Raw genomic sequence first — 21,375 nt, forward strand, 5'->3', positions numbered from 1 at the left:
AATCTTAGGGAGATCCTGGGGTATCTTCTCCCGTCACCCTATCTTCGTCCTCATCTTCTTCAACAACCTTATTCCCATCCTCCTCATCTTCTTCGCTCGCAAATTGTTTATTAGCCACTTTAGGCTTTTTTTCCTCCACTGGTGCTTTCTTCACTTCATCCACATTTACAGTAGGTTTTGGTATTGGTTTTTGCATGGGTGGTGGGTTAGTATCTTCTAATTCAACATCGCCAACTTTCTCGTTGTTTTCTTCTGTGTGCGGGGGTTTCTGTTTACGAAACATACCAAGAGTAGCTGTTTTTTCATGCTGCATTACAAGAACGGGAATACTGGATTTAGTAGGAATCTCATTGTATACCCTTTCAACTTCCGTCATTATTTTTTCATCGTCAGCAATCTTTTCATCAATGTGAGTATTCAAATTTTGCTGATGCTGCTGTTCACGAAAGACGCGCACAGCTAAAAGGCTCGCTGCAAATACAGCCACAGCTAAGGATAGTGCAGTAACTACAATAACAGCAGCAATAGGTACCCCTACCCCAGGGATTATTAATGCCAATGCAGTAATCGCTAGCACAAAACCTGCAATAGAAGCTGTATAACCAGCTCCTTTAATTAAATTCGCTTCGCGAGACCAATGCTTTTTCTCCAACAACTGTCGCGCAATAAAATTGCTCTTTGCAGGATCATGAAGAGTATTTTCTAATGCTTCAATTTCGGCGAGGGTATCAGGTGCAATTTTACGTTCCCCTAATGACAACTCTTGGGAGCCCCTATAAAGATCCGTACTTTGTTTCACGAAATCAACAGCCCCGTATCCTAGGACTACAGCTCCTAAAACCAAGCCTGGAATAATTAACGGTGGGAAAGCCAGTCCTAATACAGCTGCGGTTGCCACAAGTAATGCTCCAACCCCAATCCAGGCTATATCTATCAATAGTTTTTTACGATTATTGGTTTCTTTTAAATAGGATAAACGAGTATCAGCCAGTAATTGATTATTCTGCTCAATCAACGACATAGAAATCATATTCGCTAAATCTTGATATGACTCATTAGCAACTAAATCTTCGATTAATATTTTCTTGTGAGCATCATAAATACGTGGATTACTCTCTTTCTCTAAAAAGTCTAATTCAACTTTCCAATGAGGATAATAAGAGTGGTCTTTAAACCATGACGGTAAATTTTCATTTAACTCTTTCGTATTTGCAATTGTTGCATCCCGAAGAAACTGGAGGAGGTGATTGAAAAAACGGTAGTCTTCCAAAATGCTTTCAAGATCCTCATCCAATACTAATCTCTCTTTTAAATTAGTAATTAATTGATTAAACCGTTTTTGTTGAATGAGGAAAATTTCTCTGGATTCTGCATTCAGCATTGCCCTTAAAGATTCTTGCGTGGCTATAAGGATTTTACTCTGTAATTGTTTTGCTTCCTCTGAAGGATTTTTAGCAATTATGTCATCTGTAATAGCATGCAATTGATGCTCTATAATCAAGACTGCAGCCAGTTCGCGTTTCAAAGCTTCCTGATTAAAATCCTCAATTTCCTGATCTAAATTTTGTGCCATTCCGTTATATCCCAAAATACCTTAGTTCGATAAGTTATTTATATCACAGAGAAGAATATTACACCTGACTTAAAGAAAAATTATAGCAATATTGATAGGTGTTGGAGCCTTGTTACTCTCGAAATCACGACAATTAACTACAATATATTTAGGGACAACGAGCAAGTCTTATGAATATTAAAGCGAAGCTTTCTCAGGCCATCAAAACACATCATGCAATTGAATGTATTTATCATGGCAAAAAGAGATTTATTGAGCCCTATCACTACGGAACTCTTGGGGGTAAAATGCAATTGCATTGTTTTCAATATGATGGTGAGAGTGAGTCAGGGGGACTTCCAGAATGGAGAAATCTCAAACTCAACGAAATTAAAGACATTCAAATCATCGAGAAACATTTTACAATTAGAGCAAGTTATCATCCCGAAAATGCACATTATATAACGATAGAACAAAGTATTTATGACAACGCAACAAAATAAACCATCCATTATTAGTTCATTCAATATCTTTAGTTGCTACTCTATTTTAGGACCTTCGACTACTGAAACTTCATCGACGTGCAATTTTTTTTCTAGCCTCCCTGACTCAGCCTTTTTTCTCGCTCGTATATAAGATTCGCTGTCATCATAGGTATAAGAGAACCGAAATAAAGATTGCGGGCGACGCTTTAGCATCATGACATCCTTTGATTGTTGATAATCAACATAACTATCAGGATTGTTACCAAGAAAAGCCTTGACATCATTTTTGTACTTAGTATCTGTACAATGAATATTCATATAATGTAATTGGTTTATTGTGTCTAATTGATTAAAGCCGGGAATTAAATTGAAATACCCTAATGCCCCTTGGGCATATTGATTATAGAAAATGGTCGATAAGCAAGGGAAACGGAAAGAATTAAGCATTAGATATTGGTTAAGGAAATCAGGACTCGTGAATCCAAAAACCTCATCTGGATAAACATCTAATAATTGCATTTTCCCTCGTTTCCTCTCGCGCATAATATCAAATAAACAATAGACATCTTCTGAAAGTCCACTCTTTACAAGCCAGGCATCTGCTTTGAATAACTCACGCTCAGTAATATCTTTCTCACCAGGAACAGTAAGATCTCCTAAATATCCACCTTCTAAAAGTTTGGAAATCAGATATTCCTGGATTACATGACTATACACCCCATGTAAGCGAGAATCTGAGTCTGGAAAATCAGGTGGATCGATAAAAAGCATTCCTTTTTTTAATATCGTAATTGCCGCCTCTGGTGAAACAATGCCAAAAAAAGCCAACCATCCATCTGTTTTAAAAAAAGTAGCAGCCTTACCACGAGGAGCAATATTCACATTATGTTTTTGCAATTGCTTGGCTAATACTTGAGTTAAGATTTCGAGGGGATATTTAATATCAAGAATTTCTTTTGAAATAATGGGGAAATAGTAGACCTCTTCAATTTCATCATCCTCTTGCGCAGGGTATTTGACAGTAAAACTCTTATAATATTTAGGGCATAAGTTATCTTTTAAAAGCCTCTCTTGGTCAATTGGAAGATTCAGCATATTGAGTGAGCATTCTTTTTCCAGCTCATCAAATAAACTATCAATCAAGAGTTTTTTGCTAATAAAAATATTAAAAATAGTTGCCTTTATGTATAGAATTTTTTTAAATCGTGCGACAGAAATATCTTCTGGTTTCTTAATTACCTTTAGTAGGCTAGCATAAATATGACGTGTCAAATCCAATAAGTCAGATAACATCAACTCCATATCAGCATTGCAAGAGAGATATTTTTTTTTATCTTTTTCAATTTCTGCAAGTGTAGGTTTAGGAAGTGGCATAATTTCACAAAATAAAAACAAATTGCATTTATTTTATCCCAATAAAATTAACATTATATTAAAACTTAAAATTTAATTTTTAATGAGAGTCTTAACCAGTCCCTTCCCGCAATAGATAAAAAATATATTAAAATTTAAATAGTTATACTCAATTTTTGCTTAAAATTTGTGTTTTATGGCCAACATGTGTTATATTTTTTCAAGTTTGATTTTTTTGGGAGCACTATGGCTAAAACTAAAAAATTCAAAATACGCCGTGATTATCTAGCAAATTATGGTGGAGCAGATCACACAAATTCAACAAGCTTTCCTGTACCAACATCCAATTACAAAGAAATTTATGCTTCTTTATTGACTCTCGTACGGGCCAATAGGACACAGCAGTTGGAAAAAACTTTAACCTCCGAATTTATTGATCCCCAAGTTCTAGAAAGAGAACAAATAGAGACTCATAATTCATTTCCTGAAAGCGAGGGAGATTTTGTCTACTTTGGTGAACAACTGAAATATATTCCCAATACTCGTTATGGCATGGGTCAACGTGATACGGATACCTTTGAAACTCATAGGGTAGCTCCTGTATTAGAAGAGTTAGTCATTCATCATTTCGATGATTTTGTTACCTTACTGAAAGAGGCGTCGCCTGGGTGTCAAGCAATATTATTAAATTTTACTGACTTAGATTTAACAGGTCTCGATTTTACCAAGTTTCAATTAGCCCCCCCATCTATATTAACGCAAAGTATATTTACCAGAGCCAAGTTAAAATCCACTAAAGGCCTCACTCAGCAAATACTTGATGATAGCCAAGATTATATAGACGCCCAATTACCCGAGCGCTTGGTTCCTTTCTGGACACAGTCTAAAAAGGAAAAAGTTCTAGAATACATTAATCAACTTAGTGATTATGGCAATATTTTATCAAAATCAAATTTTGAAGCAGGTCGGCAAAGAGGCCAACTAGCAAACGAATTAGCATTAGAGCTAAAAGGTATGATTGCTTCAGCAAGCAAGCACAATGGTACATTTCAAAAGCAATTTTTAAAAACTCTGCATCAACATGATGAAGCATTCAGTGATCGCCGCTTTTATGGTATTAAAATGATTATCGCAAACCTTTCCTTATTTATCTTAGGTTTTGGAATCGGGTATGCCGCAGCCGTAGCGGTTAACTATAGAAAGACAGGAAACTGCCTCTTCTTCAATAAAACTGAGACTCAGCGAAGGGTAGAAAAAATTCAAAGTGAATTTAAAGAGCCGATAGAAGAAACAACAGCAGACACTGAGACTCCAAGTATTTAAGTATCGATTTAGCTCTTTAAAAGGGCTAAATCTGATTTTCTTGTGTTTCAAAATAAAAGCAATTAGCCATAATCTGGTCAAAATTCCTACCGACAGTTATAATGGTCTAAACTTAAACATTATGGTTATAAGAGACACATTCGAATGCCAAGCAAATCTTCTCGCGATGAAGCACTAGAGATTTCTTCTAAATGTCTTGACAAAACAGCTAAAGCTTTTCGTCTAGACTCTACCAATATTAAGCCAATAACCAAGAACTTATATTCGGATAAAATTACAATTTCCCCCACATTTTTTGCAAATAACTCTAGAAAGCGCAATTTAGATGCAATTTTGTTGCAAACCAGCCATGAGATCTCTAAACAACAATTGAATAAAAAAAGGAACAACGAATTATTTACAGAAAATTATTACAACATGTCATCTTTTAACCCTAGAACACAGGATCATATTGATGCGATGATTTCCGCCGAGGTTTCCTCAGGAAACTGTGGCGAGTTAGCATTTTTTACAGCGATTATTGCTAAAGAATTAGGGTATACTGGCTCAGTCGAATGTATAGGATTTCAGAAATACGACCATGTTTTTGTTGTGCTCAACAGACCTAAAAACTCAAATCCCAATGATCCCTCTACTTGGGGTAAAGATACCATTATCATAGATCCCTGGCTAAAAACCTCTTTTCCAGCCGACAGATTTAATGATTTCTGGTTAAAACACATTGACTTAGTCAAATTTAAATCTGGCTTGTCAACAAAACAGAAGTTAACAAAAACCACCGACTTGGCAACTGAAATAGAGCGTAAAGCAAAATACTTTTCCCGTTTATATACTAATTCAACAGGACCGCGGATTCCCAATGCCCTAGTCCATTCGGATATCGTTGGTGGTTTAAATGCCGATGATGCTTTCCGACTATTTAAGTATTTCGAAAAATTATATGGGGCAGATTATTTGCAGAAGAGCATTCTCACACCAGAAAATAGATTAAAAATATTACAGGATCTCTCCTATGAAAATTATTCCTCGTTTATCCTGCAGAGACTTTGTGCAAATTCTTATAAAGAAAAATATCAAGCTAATACAGCCAGCTCCCTAGAGGTAATATTATTTGCACTAACAACTGATGATATCACTTTAATCTCATCCACTCGCTTACAAAAAGCTATTCATGAAATGGAATCCATGTTAAATAATGATTCTATAAACAGTCTATCTAGCACAGTACAGTTACTTTCAGAACTAGAAAGTGGTCAACCTGAATCAATCGTTCGTTCCAATATCGTCGACATTCTGCTCAATGCTCTTCCGAGCCGATTTTTTCCGCCCAGCAAACTTTTTCTGGATAATGTCAATGTAGAAAATAGAGATTTGAAAGAAATAAAATTAGTAGAATGTAGCCTAAAGAACGCCAACTTAGCGCATTGTAATCTTGAAAATAGCGATCTCCATGGTACCGTTTTAACAGGTGCCAATCTTAAAGGCGCCCATCTTCAAAATGCCGTGTTGCGAGACGCTAATTTGTGCCATGCGAATTTAAAAGATATCGTTTTTGACAACAATACCAATTTTTATAATGCAAAATTTTTAGAGGAAGCAGCCTTTGTAAATAGGGTGGCTTTTGAAACTGCACTCGATGAACTAATACAACATACAAGTTTCGAACCACACGATGAAAATTTGGCTGTTGCAATTGCAACTGATATCGATAAGCAACTTAAGGAATTAAGCTTAATTCATCCTGAATTAGCCAACGAGCTTAGAATGCGTGCCATCCAACATCCTTTATTCTCTAAATGCCAATCAGAACAAATCAAAGCAGTGATGCAATCTGATGAGCCATCCGATTATGAAGAGAGCGATAACGATTCTATGCGTTTCATATGAGTCATCAGATATTAAAGGGAAGAAACCTTCCCTTTATGACATTCTAAACGTGCAGATAAGCTATTGAGCCGCATTTGCTGTACGTTCACGAATACGCTCTAAGCCCTGCTGTAAGCGTGTCAATGTCCGTTTTCTGCCTAATAAAGCAAGTGTTATATCGATTGCTGGGGACATGCTACTACCTGTTACAGCAACTCGCAACGGCTGTGCTATTTTACCCATATTAAGATCAAATTCTGCACTGACATCATTAATGCATTCTTGCAAACTATCTTTTTCCCAGTTCTCTAATTGACTAAGACGCTGAAAAAGCGCTTCCAGTGGTGCCAAGACAACAGGCCTTAAGTGTTTTTTTACTGCATCTTCGTCATACTCAATTTCATCTTGATAAAAATAAAGACTTTTCTCGCAAATTTCTACCAATGTTTTACAACGCTCCGCTTGCATTGTAACCAAATCTGCTAAACCCGGTCCTTGATCAAGATCGATATTTCGTTGAGCAAAATGCCATTGCAATGCCTTGGCAACTTCTTGTGGGGAGTCGCTTTTTTGATAATGCTGGTTTAACCAATTGAGTTTTTCATAATTGAAACTTGAAACGCCTCGACTAACATTCTTCAAATCAAAATGCTTAATCATTTCAGCCACATTAAAAATTTCCTGGTCCCCATAAGACCAACCCAACCGCACTAGATAATTAAGTAAGGCATGGGGCAAAAATCCCAATTCTTTAAATTGCAATACACTAACCGCACCATGACGTTTGGAAAGACGTTTGCCATCATCCCCAAGAATCATGGGTAAATGGGCAAATATAGGAACTGGCGCATTAAGAGCTGTAAATAAATTAATTTGTCTAGGTGTATTATTGATATGATCATCACCGCGTATCACATGCGTAATTTGCATATCCCAATCATCGATCACTACGGCAAAATTATAAGTGGGATGGCCATCCGAGCGCACCAATATCAAATCATCCAGCTCACTGTTATCAATATGAATGTCACCATAAACCTGATCAGTAAACGAGACTACACCAGTTTTGGGGTTTTTAAACCGTATTACATGAGGGGCATTACTCGCTGGCAAATTTTTATCGCGACAATGACCATCATAGCGAGGCTTTTCTTTTGCTGCCAATTGGGCTTCACGTAATTCTTCTAAGCGTTCTTTACTACATTCACATCGATAAGCCTTACCTTCCTCTAATAATTTTTGAGCTATTTCCTGGTAACGGTCATAGCGCTTGGTCTGGTAAAAAGGACCTTCGTCATAATCCAAACCTAACCATTCCATCCCATCAAGAATAGCTTGTACTGATTCCTCGGTTGAGCGCTCTTGATCAGTATCTTCAATACGCAATATAAATTGGCCTTTATGATGTTTCGCGTATAACCAGGAAAACAAAGCAGTACGAACCCCACCAACATGCAAAAATCCAGTTGGGCTGGGGGCAAAACGAGTTCTAACAACCATTAAAAGCTCCGTTGTAAGCGGCTGAATAATCGAGCTATAATAGCCCACTTTACAAGCAACGCAAAATAAACCATAAGGCTCTTTTTATATGCTTTTCCCTGCGGGGCTTCACCAGCTTGAGTCGACAAGACTTGATTTCAAGCATGAAAAATCAAGAGTAGTGACCCAAAATAGTGGAGACGCTTCGAAATTTGCTAAGCTTAAGCAAATGCGTTTTAATGTGGGTAACTTGTTTGTAAGAAATAACAAACCCTGTGTCCGTCAATCATGATGAATGACAAAACCAACTAAAAATTAAAACGTCTCATAGGGAACCACCGTGGCAACAATGTTTAAAATAACTTGTAGCGGGTGCCATTTATGAAAAGACTTGGCATCAAATATCAGCTTCGAATCACCACTCTTATTCCAGTTTTTTTGGTTGCTCTCTTGTTTGCTGTATTTTATAACGGCCAATTTAATAAAGATTTAAATCAACACATGTCCAGGCTTGGTGAAGCCTATATTCGCCAGCTCTTACCTGCAGCACAATTTGCCATGATGCGAAACGATAGCAGAACTTTACAAGGTTTGATTAATGCATCCACTATTAATCCGGAAGTAAAAGCCCTGGCTTTCTACAATGCGCAAGGAGAGCTATTAGCCTATCGAGGAGGAAAACACTCCATTCACAAACCCTTTAGGCCCCCTGAATTTACAGGTGATTATATTGAAAGTAAGCAAATCGAACCTTATACCATTAATTTTATAGCACCAATCACTATTCCTAAATTTAACCTCTATTCGAGCCCCTTTAAAAAATCTTCTAACCCTACTTTACAAGCAGACGATATTTTAGGCTGGCTCTCACTTGATATTGATACGCAATCAATGCTTATTAAACGCTATCAAATGTATATCGTGACAATTTTTATCACTCTTTTTGGTTTATTGATTAGTTTAACCATCCATTTCTTTTTATCCAGACGCATTTATCTCCCTATTTCACGATTACGCCGCAGCATGAAACAGATTCTTAGTAATGAATTTGAAACACATATTAGTACAACAAGCACTGGTGAGTTGGGTCTCATTGAGAAAGGTTGCGCCCATCTACAAAAAGAGTATTTAAATACTTTGCGAGATTTAAACCATCATATTGAAGTAGCCACTGCAGATTTACAGCAAAGCTTAGAGTTATTGGAAGAAAAAAACATAGAATTATCTTTAGAAAAAAAGAAATACGAAGAAAAAAGCAGGCAAAAATCAGAGTTCATTGCCAACATGAGTCACGAAATCCGCAACCCCATGAATGGAGTCATCGGTTTTACCAACGTTTTATTAGAATCTAAATTAGATAGCTTGCAATTAGATTACGTCAAGACCATCAAATCGTCTGCACAAGACTTACTAACAATCATCAATGACATTCTCGACTATTCTAAAATGGATGCAGGGAAACTGCACTTAGATTGCATTCCTTTGGATATCCGCGCTTGCATTGATGAAGTTTTAGCCTTGGCTGCTCCAAATGCCCATAAAAAAGGGCTTGATCTAATCCCTGCCACTGAAGTGAATGTCCCAAGAAAAGTACTTGGCGATCCAATTCGCATTAAGCAAATTATTACCAACCTGGTAAGTAATGCAATTAAGTTCACTGACCACGGTTACGTTTTGATTCGAACGGCAATTGAACAAGAGTCTGAAAAAGATTACACCTTGTGTTTATCAATCACCGATACTGGCATTGGTATTTCTCCTGAAGATCAGCCGAAACTATTCAATGCCTTTAATCAGGCAGATACGACAATAACGCGTCGATTTGGGGGATCAGGATTAGGCTTGGTTATTTGTAAAAAACTTACAGAGCAAATGCAAGGGCGAATTTCTTTCGTCAGTGAAATCAATAAAGGCTCAACATTTTCTGTGCGTATGAAACTTGAAAAACTGGCCGCTTATGAAGTTGAGAAAGAACAAAGTCATCGTTTTGATAACCTCAAAGTACTTTGCTTTGATGACAATCCCTTATATCTGGAAGCCATGTGCAATGGGTTAGGCTTTTGGGGCATTGAATGTGTACAGATTTCGGCATTTAACCAACTAGAAAAAGCCTTCAAAGAGCATAGCGATTGTTCACTAGCTTTTATCAATGTTAATGAAGGTTGCGAAAAGCAAGTTGCTCAGGTTTTACGCAAAAAAACCATCCCTTGCGTACTGGTTTCTAAATGGGTAATTCATAATCCTCAAGCACTAGGGGCTAAAGCCTTCTTATTTAAGCCCATTAGTATTCAAAAAATGCATGAAATTATTGAGTCGGTATTGAATGAAGCCTCACAAGCCTTAACAACCAATCATGAATTGGATAACTTGCGGGCTCAACTGCGCCTCTCTCATCCGGATATCCTCATTGCTGAGGACAATCCTGTGAACCGAATGTTATTAACCTCCCTATTACAAGAAAACTCTAATATTGAGACAGTCGATAATGGTGAAGAAGCTGTCAAAATTTGCCACAGCAAACGTTATCATGCCATTTTACTTGATTTGCAAATGCCCAAACTTAATGGTCTTGATGCTGCACACCTCATTCGCCATGAATCCATGCTAAACAAGCAAACTCCTATTATTGTCATTAGCGCTGATAGTAGTAATTTAAGTAAAGACAAACTCAAAAAAGCCGGTGTTGATTTTTGCTTACAAAAACCGATTGATGAAAAACAGTTGCTGACTTATTTGCTTCGTATCGTTAAAAAAGCTAAATCAGCGGCCATAGACTGGCAAATGTGTGTGCAAAAAGTATCAGGAAATCAGGCTCTTGCTGAGGAATTCTTAAGCCGCTTTATACAGGAATTACGAAAAAATCGCGAAGAATTTATTCAATTGTTACATGATAAAAATATTAAGGGATTAGAAAGCGCTGCTCACAAATTACATGGGGCTTGTTGTTTTTGTGGTGTTCCTCACTTGCAAACACAAGTTACTCGTCTGGAAAAACAAGCAAAAACCGCTAAACAAGTCGATGATCTCAAAGATACTTTTGCCGAAATGATTCAAAGTATTGACGAGGTCATCGATGAATTTGACAATTTATATCAAACCAGTTCTTCTGACTGAATTTATATCACGGAGAAAATATGTCCATTAAAAATGCAATCTATGCACAATCTGGTGGTGTTACTGCAGTTATTAATGCCTCGGCTTGTGGGGTCATTCAAACAGCAAGGCTGCACCCCGAAAAAATTGGAAAAGTCTACGCAGCACAGAATGGCATTATCGGTGCCTTGAATGAATTATTAATTGATACTTCTTTAGAAACTGATGAAGATATTGCCAAACTTTTGCATACCCCCTCAGGCGCTTTTGGCTCATGCCGCTACAAATTAAAAGATAGCGGTCCAGAATACGAACGATTAATCGAAGTATTTAAAGCACATAAGATTGGTTATTTCTTTTATAATGGTGGCGGCGACTCTCAAGATACCGCTTATAAGATATCAAAATTAGGCAGTGAAATGGGTTATCCAATCACCTGCATTGGTATACCCAAAACAGTTGATAACGATTTACCTTTCACCGATGCTTGTCCAGGTTTTGGTTCTGTTGCCAAATATGTAGCGATATCTACTTTAGAAGCAGGGTTTGATGTTGCCTCGATGGCAGCATCTTCAACTAAAGTTTTTATTCTCGAAGTCATGGGACGTCATGCGGGATGGATAGCAGCTGCTAGTGGTTTAGCCGGACGCAACAAAGAAGAGCCACCCCATATTATTTTATTCCCGGAAATTCCTTTTAAACAGCAAAATTTCCTCAATAAGGTAGATGAATGTGTTAAAAAATACGGCTATTGCGTAATCGTGGTTTCCGAAGGTATTCGCAATGAGACTGGGCAGTTTTTAAGTGACGCAGGCCTAAGAGATGCCTTTGGCCATGCTCAATTAGGTGGTGTAGCACCTGTTATTGCACAATTAGTTAAAAGCGCATTGGGGTATAAATATCATTGGGCTGTTGCTGACTATCTACAACGTGCAGCAAGACACATTGCTTCTCAAGTAGATCTTGAACAAGCTTATGCTTTAGGTAAAGCAGCGGTTGAATTGGCTTTAAGCGGTCATAATGCAATTATGCCTATCATCAAGCGTGAGCAAGACTCTCCCTATCGCTGGTCAATTGGACATGTTGCTTTGGCTGATGTGGCCAATCAAGAAAAAACTATGCCTGATAACTTTATCAGTGAAGATGGTATGGGTATCACTGATCATTGCCGCCGCTATTTAGAGCCCTTGATTCAAGGTGAAGCTTACCCGCCCTATCAAAATGGCTTACCTATTTATGTACGTCTTAAGAATGAACTGGTAGCACAGAAGCTATAAAATATAGCCCGTATGAAACACAGTTTGATACGGGCATGCTTACTTGTTTTATCCGTAATTCAAATATCACTTATGAGCTTCACGGTCAAAACCGCGAGATTTGAATCCTTTTATCGACAACCTGAAGGACGATATTTCTCTTCCAATGTACCTCCAGTGCAGGTCCAGGTCAGCTCGCCATTTGTCCTCATGGTTGGCGTTAGCAAAAGCGTGCCATCACCTGCTTCAGGGGTATAAGTAATTGTGATTACACCTTTATCACCAATGGTAATAGACTTAACATTAGAAGTAGGAGGAGGACTAGTATAACCGGTCACCTCTTGACTGGTAGGCAAAGTATGTTTAGCCATGGCGGCTTCCGTCACTGCAATTTTTGCAGGAGATGCCAAATTTAATCCCTCAATAACTTTCGCTCTTACTATATGTTGTCTATAGGCAGGCACAGCAACAGATATCAGAATACCTAAAATTGCTATCACGATCATTAACTCTATAAGCGTGAATCCTCTATCTTTCATACCATCTCCTTAGGATACTATGAGGTGTCTTTACCATTTCGCTAGCTTGTCCTAGACAGTCGGTAAACAGCTCCCCTTAAAATTTAAAGAAGATATCATAGCTTATGGGATAATTCATTGAAAAAATTATTGTGGTAATCTAATAAACCATCATTAATCAAATAATTCATATATTACTCTTTAAGTAAAAATTATTTGCTATAAATAATTTGATAATACGATTATCATGACAACTCACTAAGGCCGTTTACATTTGCTAATTATTAGAAATATAAACAGATCTTGGATTTATTAGGTATACTTTATTAATGCAAAATTAGAGAATTTCCATGAAACGAGAAGAACGGATCGCTAAGTTAATCACTACCCATTTAACAACTTCTCATTTTTTAATTGAGAATGAGTCCAATAAGCATCATGTACCAGAGGGATCAGAAACTCATTTTAAGGTTCTCATTGTTGCTGAAGCATTTAAAGAGATGACGATGCTCAACCGCCACCGTACTATCAATACGTTGTTGGCTGATGAGTTAAAAACTGGATTACATGCTTTAAGTTTGCATTTATATACTTCAGAAGAATGGGAACGCTGCCAACAAAAAACACAAACCTCACCTGCTTGCCGAGATGGGTATCGTCATGGATAAACAAACCCCTCTTTATTGGCAAACTGAATGTATTTTGGCAATGAAGTCTCGAGGATTCCATCTTATTACAGAAGAATTAAAACCTACCCTCGCTACAATCCCAATGATAAAGAAAGGATTGGCTCATTTCTTTCTTCAACACACATCAGCCTCGCTAGCTATTAGTGAAAATACTTGTGCCGATGTACGCCTCGATTTAGAAGCTCATTTTAATAACACAGTTCCTGAGGATAACAGTCTTTATCGCCATACTCTTGAGGGTGAGGATGATATGCCAGCGCATATTAAAAATGTTTTGTTGGGCTCAAGCCTTACCCTCCCTGTCACAGAGGGCAAATTAGCCCTTGGACAATGGCAAGGAATTTACTTATGCGAACATCGCAATAAAGCCCCTGCACGGCGAATTATTCTTACCGTGCATGGTATTTAGCTTTTTAATTTATTGCGGCGCCATACCTCTTGTTCGCTCTGGCGCGGGTTCATTGAGTAATGGAACAACCGTATTTGACAAGTGAAGTACTGCATCAACAGCGAGTGCAGCTCCTGGCACCTCAGAACAACCCAGAGTTGTCATCCCCGCATAAATTGCTCCTAGTCTAACAGTATTAATAAACGAAGAGCCTGTGGTAGTTAAGAGATTAGCGGTGTCACTTAAAGCAAAATAACTTACACCGTGAACAAGCATGTCTAAACCAAATTCAGCTACACTAGCTTCAGGATTCGTCAGTAAATTATAAGCTGCGCCCCCAAATGCAACTAAATTAACTACCTGCATACCCCCACTAACAATACTTTTACGATTAAATGAATCTTTAAACAACCTAAACATAATTTTTCCTTAAATTAATCAAGCGCTTCTATTTAACAAAAATGTTATTGAAGATACAAGCACGTTGAAAAATAAATTTTTAAACAGATAGGTTTAAAATTAAATTCATTTATAAATTCATAATGATGCGACATTCTCAATCAAAATCCGGTTGATTGTTTACCGTTTAAAATTCTACCAAGACCCCGCAGTCTTTTTCGCAGCGAGGATTGGTAATCATTGCAATAATCCACCTGCGATAACCAAAACCATCTCCCGCAGCAAATGACCGCGGGATCCAATATTTTTATGCCTACTTTCAATAGAAGGATTTGATCTAGAAAGAAATTTTTATGAAACACCAGAGCAATACTTTCCATAGATTCCATCCTTCCCTATAATGTCTATCTTTTTGCCAATTATCTTATCGGAACTGTTTATGAAAGCATGGTCTTCGGAAAAAATCTCTGTACTCGCTTTAGTATTGTTAATTACTGGGGCCATTGACAGTATCCGTAATTTACCAGCCACCGCACTTTTTGGATCCTCATTAATTTTCTTTTTTGCTTTTTCGGCAATCGTTTTTCTTATTCCGGTTGCATTGGTTTCAGCGGAGCTTTCCTCAACCTGGTCAGAGGAAGAAGGGGGAGTGTATAGTTGGGTGAAACACGCCTTTGGTGATAGCGTAGCATTTTTGACAATCTGGCTACAGTGGATTAATACCATGGTTTGGTATCCAACAATTTTATCATTCATTGCTGGAACCTTAGCCTATTTAGTCAATCCTGCTTTAGCCCAAAATAAATATTATTTAATCTCCGTTATTCTGGTTGTTTTTTGGTCCCTGACTTTTTTAGGGCTTGCAGGTCTGCGAGCTTCTGCAGCTTTTGCTAGTTTTTGTGCTGTCATTGGCATGATTTTACCCATGGGATTTATAATTTCGCTAGCAATAATTTGGCTTATTAAGGGGAATCCATTAGCCATTGATTTAAGTTTCCACAGTTTATTTCCCCATTGGAAAGACAGCCAATCGTGGGTCTCATTAACAGCTATTATGACCTCTTTTCTTGGGATGGAACTTGCTGCAGTTCATGTTCGCAACGTTCGTGACCCACAACGCAATTTTCCCAAGGCCATGTTTTTTTCAGTTTTGCTAATTTTAACAACAATGATTTTTGGCTCCCTTGCCATCGCTTTTGTGCTACCTCAAGAAAAAATTAGTTTAGTAGATGGTGTGATGCAAGCATTCACTAATTTTTTTCAAGCTTACCATTTAACAGGGTTAATGCCTTTGATTGTTATTCTCTTATTACTGGGTAGCCTGGGAAGTATGGTCAATTGGATTATCTCGCCAGCCAAAGGCTTACTGCTCGCTGCAGACAATGGTTTCTTGCCTCATTGGCTTTATCGTTTGAACCATCATGGTATTGCATCGCGGATTCTAATTCTGCAGGCTATCTTAGTAACTTTACTTTGTAGCGGTTTCCTATTATTTCCCAGTGTAAATGCCATTTATTGGCTATTTACTGACTTGAGCACAGAGTTGTATATTATGATGTATGTTCTGATGTTTTTAGCAGCTTGGCACTCTAAAAGGAAATTCGCACAGCTACCTCGTACTTTTGTTATTCCTGGTGGGAAATTTGGCTATTACCTGACCTGTATTTTAGGTTTAGCCGGTTGTTTGATTACATTGTTTGTTGGATTTATTCCACCTGAGAGTAGCATGGAGATGGGAGGAGCGGGCCACTTTCGCGTCGTTTTTGCAAGTGGTATTTTATTGATGATTTTTCCGGCCTTGCTATTGTATTTGCGTAAAAGAAGAATCGATAAAAACTAACTGATAGGGAGCATGTCATGAATGATAATGACAAGCTTGCGAATATCCGCACACAAATTGATGAGATTGATAAGCAATTTTTTGATTTGCTGCGCAAGCGAGCGGTTTTAGCGGCAGAGGTTGCCAAGATAAAACAGCAACATCAATCTCCTGTCTATTATCGTCCCGAACGGGAAGCACAGATTTTGCGTTCTATTACCGCTAATAATGACAGCCTCTTGCCTGACAGTGAGGTAGCACGCATTTTTCGCGATATTATGACAGCATGTCTTGCTCTACAGCAGCCTCTATCAATTGCCTATCTTGGTCCTGAAGGTACTTTTTCACAACAAGCAGTTGAAAAGCATTTTGGTGAAAGTGTCGATATGGTTCCTGAACTGTCCATCAAGGAAGTATTTAAGCAAGTTGAAAGTGGCAACGTCCATTACGGCGTGGTGCCTATTGAGAATAGTACGGAAGGAGTAGTCAATATCACGCTTGATAATCTTATAAATAGTGAGGTACAAATTTGTGGTGAAATTTCGCTACGCATCCGCCACCATTTAGCACGAGTTGCCCCCCAAGAGCCTTTAAACGTTATTTACGCCCATCAACAGACACTTGCACAATGTCAACATTGGCTCGCTGTACATTACCCCAATGTCTCATTAAAAGAAGTAGCCAGCAATGGCTTAGCGGCACAACTTGCTTTACAGGATCCTAAATCTGCAGCCATTTGCGGCGATAAAGCTGTCGAAATTTATAAACTTCATAAATCTCATCAACACATCGAAGATTTTCCAAACAATACCACGAGATTTATAATTTTAGGTAAACAACTCCCCGCTCCCAGTGGTTATGACAAAACATCACTTGTTATCTCTACTCCTCATGAACCAGGCAGCTTGATGCAGTTACTTGCCCCTTTCGAAAAATATAAAATCAATATGACATCGATAGAATCACGTCCCTATCGTCATAGAAACTGGAGTTATCTCTTTTTTATTGATTTTGAAGGCCATCAGTCTGAACCCCATATTCAAACAGCCTTAAGAGAATTAGCCAGCAGTTCAATTATGATGACGTTGTTGGGATCTTACCCTCAAGCTATGGGGTAATGTCAGAAAATAATTCTGACCGTTATTACATCCAACTAAAATCTTTTTGCAATCTCACTGAGAAACTAAATTACGCGCTGATACTAAATCCTCCTGGGTATTAATATCCTGCAAAGGCTTTACACAAGCTTCTTCCACTTTAATTTTATAACCAGCCCATAGCACTCGAAGCTGTTCTAAAGCTTCACTGGCTTCAAGCTCACATACTGGCCATTTCACAAAATCCAGCAAGAAATCCGCGCGATAGGCATATAAACCAATATGACGAAAGACTTGTTTAATACTTTCAGGTTTGTCGCGATTGTTAGGAATTGCACTCCTGGAAAAATAAAGAGCGTTCTGCCAGCAATCCCGTACTACCTTGACAATATTAGGATTATGTAGCTGTTGAAAATCATCCAAAGGCCAACACAATGTCGCCATAGGTATTTGCTGCGAATCATATAAACTTTTTGCAACTTGAGAAATTAACTGTGGTGCAATAAACGGCTCATCACCTTGCACATTTACAATAATATCTTGAGAGTTAAACTCCCCCTTCGATACCACTTCTGCAATTCTATCCGTTCCCGTTTGATGAGTTATTGCCGTCATTTTTACTAACGCGCCAAAACTTTCGGCATGTTCTGCAATGATTAAATTATCCGTTGCTATCGTAACTGATTTAGGCCGGGCTTTGAGAGCTTGCTGATAAACTCGTTCAATAACAGTTAGACCATCAATCTCCATCATTAATTTACCAGGCAAACGTGCGGATTGATAACGTGCTGGAATAATTACATGAAAGTCGTGATTCATAATTGCTCTTTTTCCTCTAGAGGAATCAAACGTGCCTCCTGTTCTAACATCACAGGTATACCATCGCGAATCGGATAGGCTAGGCGATCAAAACTACAAATCAACTCATTTTCTTTAAGAATTAATTTACCTTTACATAGCGGACAAACCAGAATGTCAAGTAATCGCTTATCCACGTGATTCTCCTTGCGTTATTTGATTACGTACGTATACAGGCAATGCCTCCGCCGCACTGATAGCTTTTATAGTACCACTTAAAGCCAGGCGAATCATGGTTTGCGCGTGGGGATAGACCGTTGCTTTTTTAATAACCCGCTCTTGAATTGCATTGGGTAATTGTTCTAAATAGGGTTCAAAACCAACGCCTGCTATTATTAATGACGAATCCGATGGTAGCTTTAGCATCGAAACATCTGTGACAAACTCTTCTGCTTGTCGTTGGTTTTTAGCATAGCAAGACCAATACACTTGATTCATACGCGCATCAATCAGGGTTAATACTTCCGTATTTTCCGCGGTAGTATCTTGTTGAGAAAATACTTCCTCGGCGATTGCCGCAAGGCTACTCACAGGATACAAAGGTAGATTATGAGAATATGCCAAGCCTTTGGCAATGCTACAGGCAATACGAAGGCCTGTAAAACTACCTGGCCCTCGACCATAAACCAAGGCATCAAGCTGATGCAGTTTAACATTAGCCTCTGCTAATAATTGCTCAATCATAGGCAGCAGCACTCGTGCATGCTGGCGTTGTGCGCCTTGTTCTGTGCTGCTTAGTTCACCGTTTATACTTAACGCGACGGAAGCACATTCTGTTGAAGTATCAATAGCCAACAGGTTCATTTTTTAAAGCCAATTCATTAATAAAATTTAGTACCGTTCGTTCTTCGCGAGTTTTCCGTAAAGATGGCAAACTGGCAAAAATAAGACGACCATACTCTCTGCTTGTCAAACGAGGATCGGCAATCATCAATACCCCACGATCACTGACATCACGAATTAATCGCCCTACACCTTGTTTTAAAGCCAATACGGCATTGGGTAGAGATAATTCATCAAAGCCTGATAAACCACGAGATTTAAGATAGGCCATTTTCCCACGTACTACAGGGTCTACAGGATTTGCAAACGGTAGCTTATCGATAATTACACAGGATAAAGCATCACCTTTAACATCAACACCCTCCCAAAAAGTTGCTGTCCCCAAGAGTACAGCGTTACCTAATTGGCGAAACCGTGCTAATAAAATTGGCTTGGCTTCTTCCCCTTGAATTAAAAGGGGGTAGTTTAAATTATTGGTAAGCCGTTGAGCAACTAGTTTTAATGCTTTATGGCTTGTGAATAAGAAAAAGCAACGTCCACCACAAGCATTTATTATCGGCAATGCTTTTTCCAATAACGCATCATAATAACGAGCATCTTTAGGATCAGGTAAATTGCGTGGCAAATAAAGTAATGCTTGCTCTTGAAAATTGAAAGGACTTGCCAGGGCCAACGTTTGGGCATTAGATATGCCAAGAGGCTTAAGAAAACAATCAAATGACGAGGCCATCGTCAACGTTGCTGAGGTAAATATATAAGCGCATTGCTGTCTTGCAAGTAGTGCACTAAACGCATCCGCGATCTCAAAAGGAGTCGCTTGGAAAACCAAGCTATGCTTAAAACGCTCTAACCAGCGAATTTGAATTTTATCAGTGTTTGTAAAGCTTAATAAGCGTTTTTTTAATTCCTCTAGTCGCTTTAAGCAACGCGTGAGACCAGCGTTTCTTTCAATATCGGCCTCTTTTAAACATATCAGTAAAGCATCAACCAACTCTAACAACTCTTCCCATGCACTATTGAACGCTTTATTCCGTACTAATGCATCCCAAGCAATGCGTTCCTCATAAGCAGGGAGCGCTAAAAATAATTGATCAGAAATCCTATCAGCGCGTAAGCTTAATTCTTTCAACGGCTGATTTGCCAAATCAAGAATGGGCCACTCCCGTAATAAATCATCAATTAAATCCCTAATTTGGCGTGTGCCAATTCGCTCACCATTAAAGTTGGCAGCAATTTCAGCAAGTTGATGTGCCTCATCAAACACTACGGCATCCATATCAGGTAATAACTCACCAAAACCATCCTCCTTCAGACGTGAGTCAGCAAAAAATAAATGATGATTAATGACTACAATATCAGCTTCCAAAGCTCGCTTTCTGGCTTTCACTAAAAAACAAGTCTCATAATGTTCACATTCACTACCAAGACAATTTTCAGTGGTTGAGGTTACAAAGGGCCAAACGGTAGAATCTTCATGAATCTCTGGTAATTCAGAACGCTCACCCTCTTTAAGCTGAGGCAGTTTTTCGCGTATGTGGAGAAGCTCATGCACTGATTGGGGATTCATGAAGCGACCTTCTTCAGCATGTAAGTCGATACGATAACGGCAAAGATAATTGGCTCTTCCTTTTAGATTTTGCATCCGTACTGAAAGGCCAAGTGCACGAATTAGCATAGGTAAATCTTTTTGAAAAAGTTGATCTTGCAGGGTTTTCGTTGCTGTCGAAATCAGTGTTTTTTTATTGCTCAACAGGCAAGGGATAAGATAGGCGAAAGTTTTACCAGTTCCTGTTCCTGCTTCTGCAACCAGGATAGTTTTTTCAGCAATCGCTTTTGCAATTGCCGTTGATAAAGTAATTTGTGGCGCACGTGCTATAAAACCTGGAATAGCTGTAGCGAGTCGTCCATTTTCCCCTAGCACGCGCTGACAATGAGCAATAGCATCATCAGCAAGCGTGTTTATTCCTTCCACTCTTTTTCAAGATATTGTAGTTTATCTTCGACGCCTTCCCAAGACTTTGCATCATCTGGAGCATCTTTCTTCGCGGTAATATTCGGCCAAGTTTTTGCTAACTCAGCATTAAGCGCTTGAAATTGCTTTTGCTCGTCAGAAAGATCATCCTCAGAAACAATGGCTTGCACTGGGCACTCTGGCTCACATAAGGCACAATCAATACATTCGTCAGGGTGGATGACTAAAAAGTTAGGACCTTCATAAAAGCAATCCACAGGACAAACTTCTACACAATCCGTATATTTACATTTGATGCAGTTTTCTGTAACAACAAAGGTCATAGTAGCCCATTCAATTTATCTCAATAATGAGTCTATTAAACCATAAACCCCCTTCCTCCGGCTAGTTTCTTGATGAATCTTCCGCAGACTTTTTAGCGAATTCCCAATATACTCTTTGCTTA

At 38.5% G+C, this 21,375-nt stretch carries 19 protein-coding genes; 9 read left to right on the forward strand and 10 right to left on the reverse strand.

Going from position 1 to position 21,375, the window contains the following annotated elements:
• Positions 1-4: 4 nt before the first annotated feature.
• Entirely contained in the window at positions 5-1,573 is a 1,569-nt protein-coding gene (locus tag Lbru_RS10720) for an MFS transporter (RefSeq protein ID WP_058442122.1), read from the reverse strand.
• Positions 1,574-1,743: 170 nt separating this feature from the next.
• On the opposite strand from Lbru_RS10720, the gene Lbru_RS10725 reads away from it, so the two are divergent.
• The gene (locus tag Lbru_RS10725; protein ID WP_058442123.1) at positions 1,744-2,055 is read left to right on the forward strand and encodes a WYL domain-containing protein; all 312 of its coding nucleotides are present in this window, start codon (positions 1,744-1,746) and stop codon (positions 2,053-2,055) included.
• A gap of 36 nt (positions 2,056-2,091) precedes the next feature.
• On the opposite strand, the gene Lbru_RS10730 is transcribed toward Lbru_RS10725, so the two are convergent.
• The gene (locus Lbru_RS10730; protein WP_058442124.1) at positions 2,092-3,411 is read right to left on the reverse strand and encodes a hypothetical protein; all 1,320 of its coding nucleotides are present in this window, start codon (positions 3,409-3,411) and stop codon (positions 2,092-2,094) included.
• Between the two features lie 225 nt (positions 3,412-3,636).
• On the opposite strand from Lbru_RS10730, the gene Lbru_RS10735 reads away from it, so the two are divergent.
• A complete protein-coding gene (locus Lbru_RS10735; RefSeq protein ID WP_058442125.1) occupies positions 3,637-4,713 on the forward strand; it encodes a hypothetical protein in 1,077 nt (358 codons plus the stop codon).
• Positions 4,714-4,857: 144 nt separating this feature from the next.
• Complete coding sequence (locus Lbru_RS10740; protein WP_058442126.1) at positions 4,858-6,600, forward strand: pentapeptide repeat-containing protein; 1,743 nt, start codon at positions 4,858-4,860, stop codon at positions 6,598-6,600.
• Positions 6,601-6,660: 60 nt separating this feature from the next.
• Here Lbru_RS10740 and gltX read toward each other — a convergent pair whose 3' ends face one another.
• Positions 6,661-8,079 carry a glutamate--tRNA ligase gene (gltX, locus tag Lbru_RS10745; RefSeq protein WP_058442127.1) on the reverse strand — a complete coding sequence of 473 codons (1,419 nt, stop codon included), beginning with the start codon at positions 8,077-8,079 and terminating at the stop codon, positions 6,661-6,663.
• Between the two features lie 360 nt (positions 8,080-8,439).
• Here gltX and letS point away from each other — a divergent pair, with 360 nt between their 5' ends.
• Complete coding sequence (gene letS, locus Lbru_RS10755) at positions 8,440-11,172, forward strand: two-component system sensor histidine kinase LetS (protein ID WP_058442129.1); 2,733 nt, start codon at positions 8,440-8,442, stop codon at positions 11,170-11,172.
• Between the two features lie 20 nt (positions 11,173-11,192).
• Positions 11,193-12,428, forward strand: coding sequence for a 6-phosphofructokinase (locus Lbru_RS10760; protein WP_058442130.1), 1,236 nt, complete (start codon positions 11,193-11,195; stop codon positions 12,426-12,428).
• Between the two features lie 110 nt (positions 12,429-12,538).
• Here Lbru_RS10760 and Lbru_RS10765 read toward each other — a convergent pair whose 3' ends face one another.
• Positions 12,539-12,946, reverse strand: a complete 408-nt coding sequence (locus tag Lbru_RS10765) for a pilin (RefSeq protein ID WP_058442131.1) — start codon at positions 12,944-12,946, stop codon at positions 12,539-12,541.
• A 329-nt stretch (positions 12,947-13,275) separates the two neighbouring features.
• Between Lbru_RS10765 and Lbru_RS10770 the strand changes: the two genes are divergently transcribed.
• Both Lbru_RS10770 and Lbru_RS10775 read left to right on the forward strand, forming a co-directional pair.
• Complete coding sequence (locus Lbru_RS10770) at positions 13,276-13,593, forward strand: BolA family protein (protein WP_065235457.1); 318 nt, start codon at positions 13,276-13,278, stop codon at positions 13,591-13,593.
• Positions 13,586-14,023: a secondary thiamine-phosphate synthase enzyme YjbQ gene (locus Lbru_RS10775; RefSeq protein WP_058442132.1), complete on the forward strand. Its 438-nt coding sequence runs from the start codon at positions 13,586-13,588 to the stop codon at positions 14,021-14,023. The genes Lbru_RS10770 and Lbru_RS10775 overlap by 8 nt, the downstream gene beginning before the upstream one ends.
• Before the next feature lie 9 nt (positions 14,024-14,032).
• On the opposite strand, the gene Lbru_RS10780 is transcribed toward Lbru_RS10775, so the two are convergent.
• A complete protein-coding gene (locus tag Lbru_RS10780; RefSeq protein WP_058442133.1) occupies positions 14,033-14,422 on the reverse strand; it encodes a hypothetical protein in 390 nt (129 codons plus the stop codon).
• A gap of 418 nt (positions 14,423-14,840) precedes the next feature.
• Between Lbru_RS10780 and Lbru_RS10790 the strand changes: the two genes are divergently transcribed.
• Together Lbru_RS10790 and pheA are read left to right on the forward strand one after the other, a co-directional pair.
• Positions 14,841-16,241 (forward strand): APC family permease, encoded by a 1,401-nt coding sequence (locus Lbru_RS10790; protein ID WP_058442135.1) that lies wholly within the window; start codon positions 14,841-14,843, stop codon positions 16,239-16,241.
• Between the two features lie 17 nt (positions 16,242-16,258).
• The gene (gene pheA / locus Lbru_RS10795; RefSeq protein ID WP_058442136.1) at positions 16,259-17,338 is read left to right on the forward strand and encodes a prephenate dehydratase; all 1,080 of its coding nucleotides are present in this window, start codon (positions 16,259-16,261) and stop codon (positions 17,336-17,338) included.
• A 54-nt stretch (positions 17,339-17,392) separates the two neighbouring features.
• Here the strand turns inward: pheA and kdsB are convergent, their stop codons facing one another.
• From kdsB to fdxA, 5 genes are read right to left on the reverse strand one after another with little or no spacing between them, the layout of a single operon-like run.
• Positions 17,393-18,136, reverse strand: a complete 744-nt coding sequence (gene kdsB, locus Lbru_RS10800; protein ID WP_058442137.1) for a 3-deoxy-manno-octulosonate cytidylyltransferase — start codon at positions 18,134-18,136, stop codon at positions 17,393-17,395.
• Entirely contained in the window at positions 18,133-18,312 is a 180-nt protein-coding gene (locus tag Lbru_RS10805) for a Trm112 family protein (protein WP_058442138.1), read from the reverse strand. Before Lbru_RS10805 ends, kdsB begins: the two co-directional genes overlap by 4 nt.
• The gene (gene tsaB / locus Lbru_RS10810) at positions 18,305-18,979 is read right to left on the reverse strand and encodes a tRNA (adenosine(37)-N6)-threonylcarbamoyltransferase complex dimerization subunit type 1 TsaB (protein WP_058442139.1); all 675 of its coding nucleotides are present in this window, start codon (positions 18,977-18,979) and stop codon (positions 18,305-18,307) included. The genes Lbru_RS10805 and tsaB overlap by 8 nt, the downstream gene beginning before the upstream one ends.
• Positions 18,960-20,930, reverse strand: a complete 1,971-nt coding sequence (locus Lbru_RS10815) for a DNA repair helicase YoaA (protein ID WP_058442140.1) — start codon at positions 20,928-20,930, stop codon at positions 18,960-18,962. The genes tsaB and Lbru_RS10815 overlap by 20 nt, the downstream gene beginning before the upstream one ends.
• Positions 20,918-21,253 (reverse strand): ferredoxin FdxA, encoded by a 336-nt coding sequence (gene fdxA / locus Lbru_RS10820; protein ID WP_058442141.1) that lies wholly within the window; start codon positions 21,251-21,253, stop codon positions 20,918-20,920. The genes Lbru_RS10815 and fdxA overlap by 13 nt, the downstream gene beginning before the upstream one ends.
• Positions 21,254-21,375: the final 122 nt, after the last annotated feature.

Origin of the sequence: Legionella brunensis (genome assembly GCF_001467025.1) — a bacterium.
In the GTDB taxonomy this organism is placed as follows: Bacteria; Pseudomonadota; Gammaproteobacteria; order Legionellales; family Legionellaceae; genus Tatlockia; species Tatlockia brunensis.

What these genes read in the sequence shown, in the direction of transcription:
- Lbru_RS10720 (WP_058442122.1), bottom strand. Translation starts at nt 1,573, where the DNA reads ATGGCACAAAATTTAGATCAGGAAATTGAGGATTTTAATCAGGAAGCT.
- Lbru_RS10725 (WP_058442123.1), top strand. Translation starts at nt 1,744, where the DNA reads ATGAATATTAAAGCGAAGCTTTCTCAGGCCATCAAAACACATCATGCA.
- Lbru_RS10730 (WP_058442124.1), bottom strand. Translation starts at nt 3,411, where the DNA reads ATGCCACTTCCTAAACCTACACTTGCAGAAATTGAAAAAGATAAAAAA.
- Lbru_RS10735 (WP_058442125.1), top strand. Translation starts at nt 3,637, where the DNA reads ATGGCTAAAACTAAAAAATTCAAAATACGCCGTGATTATCTAGCAAAT.
- Lbru_RS10740 (WP_058442126.1), top strand. Translation starts at nt 4,858, where the DNA reads ATGCCAAGCAAATCTTCTCGCGATGAAGCACTAGAGATTTCTTCTAAA.
- gltX (WP_058442127.1), bottom strand. Translation starts at nt 8,079, where the DNA reads ATGGTTGTTAGAACTCGTTTTGCCCCCAGCCCAACTGGATTTTTGCAT.
- letS (WP_058442129.1), top strand. Translation starts at nt 8,440, where the DNA reads ATGAAAAGACTTGGCATCAAATATCAGCTTCGAATCACCACTCTTATT.
- Lbru_RS10760 (WP_058442130.1), top strand. Translation starts at nt 11,193, where the DNA reads ATGTCCATTAAAAATGCAATCTATGCACAATCTGGTGGTGTTACTGCA.
- Lbru_RS10765 (WP_058442131.1), bottom strand. Translation starts at nt 12,946, where the DNA reads ATGAAAGATAGAGGATTCACGCTTATAGAGTTAATGATCGTGATAGCA.
- Lbru_RS10770 (WP_065235457.1), top strand. Translation starts at nt 13,276, where the DNA reads ATGAAACGAGAAGAACGGATCGCTAAGTTAATCACTACCCATTTAACA.
- Lbru_RS10775 (WP_058442132.1), top strand. Translation starts at nt 13,586, where the DNA reads ATGGATAAACAAACCCCTCTTTATTGGCAAACTGAATGTATTTTGGCA.
- Lbru_RS10780 (WP_058442133.1), bottom strand. Translation starts at nt 14,422, where the DNA reads ATGTTTAGGTTGTTTAAAGATTCATTTAATCGTAAAAGTATTGTTAGT.
- Lbru_RS10790 (WP_058442135.1), top strand. Translation starts at nt 14,841, where the DNA reads ATGAAAGCATGGTCTTCGGAAAAAATCTCTGTACTCGCTTTAGTATTG.
- pheA (WP_058442136.1), top strand. Translation starts at nt 16,259, where the DNA reads ATGAATGATAATGACAAGCTTGCGAATATCCGCACACAAATTGATGAG.
- kdsB (WP_058442137.1), bottom strand. Translation starts at nt 18,136, where the DNA reads ATGAATCACGACTTTCATGTAATTATTCCAGCACGTTATCAATCCGCA.
- tsaB (WP_058442139.1), bottom strand. Translation starts at nt 18,979, where the DNA reads ATGAACCTGTTGGCTATTGATACTTCAACAGAATGTGCTTCCGTCGCG.
- fdxA (WP_058442141.1), bottom strand. Translation starts at nt 21,253, where the DNA reads ATGACCTTTGTTGTTACAGAAAACTGCATCAAATGTAAATATACGGAT.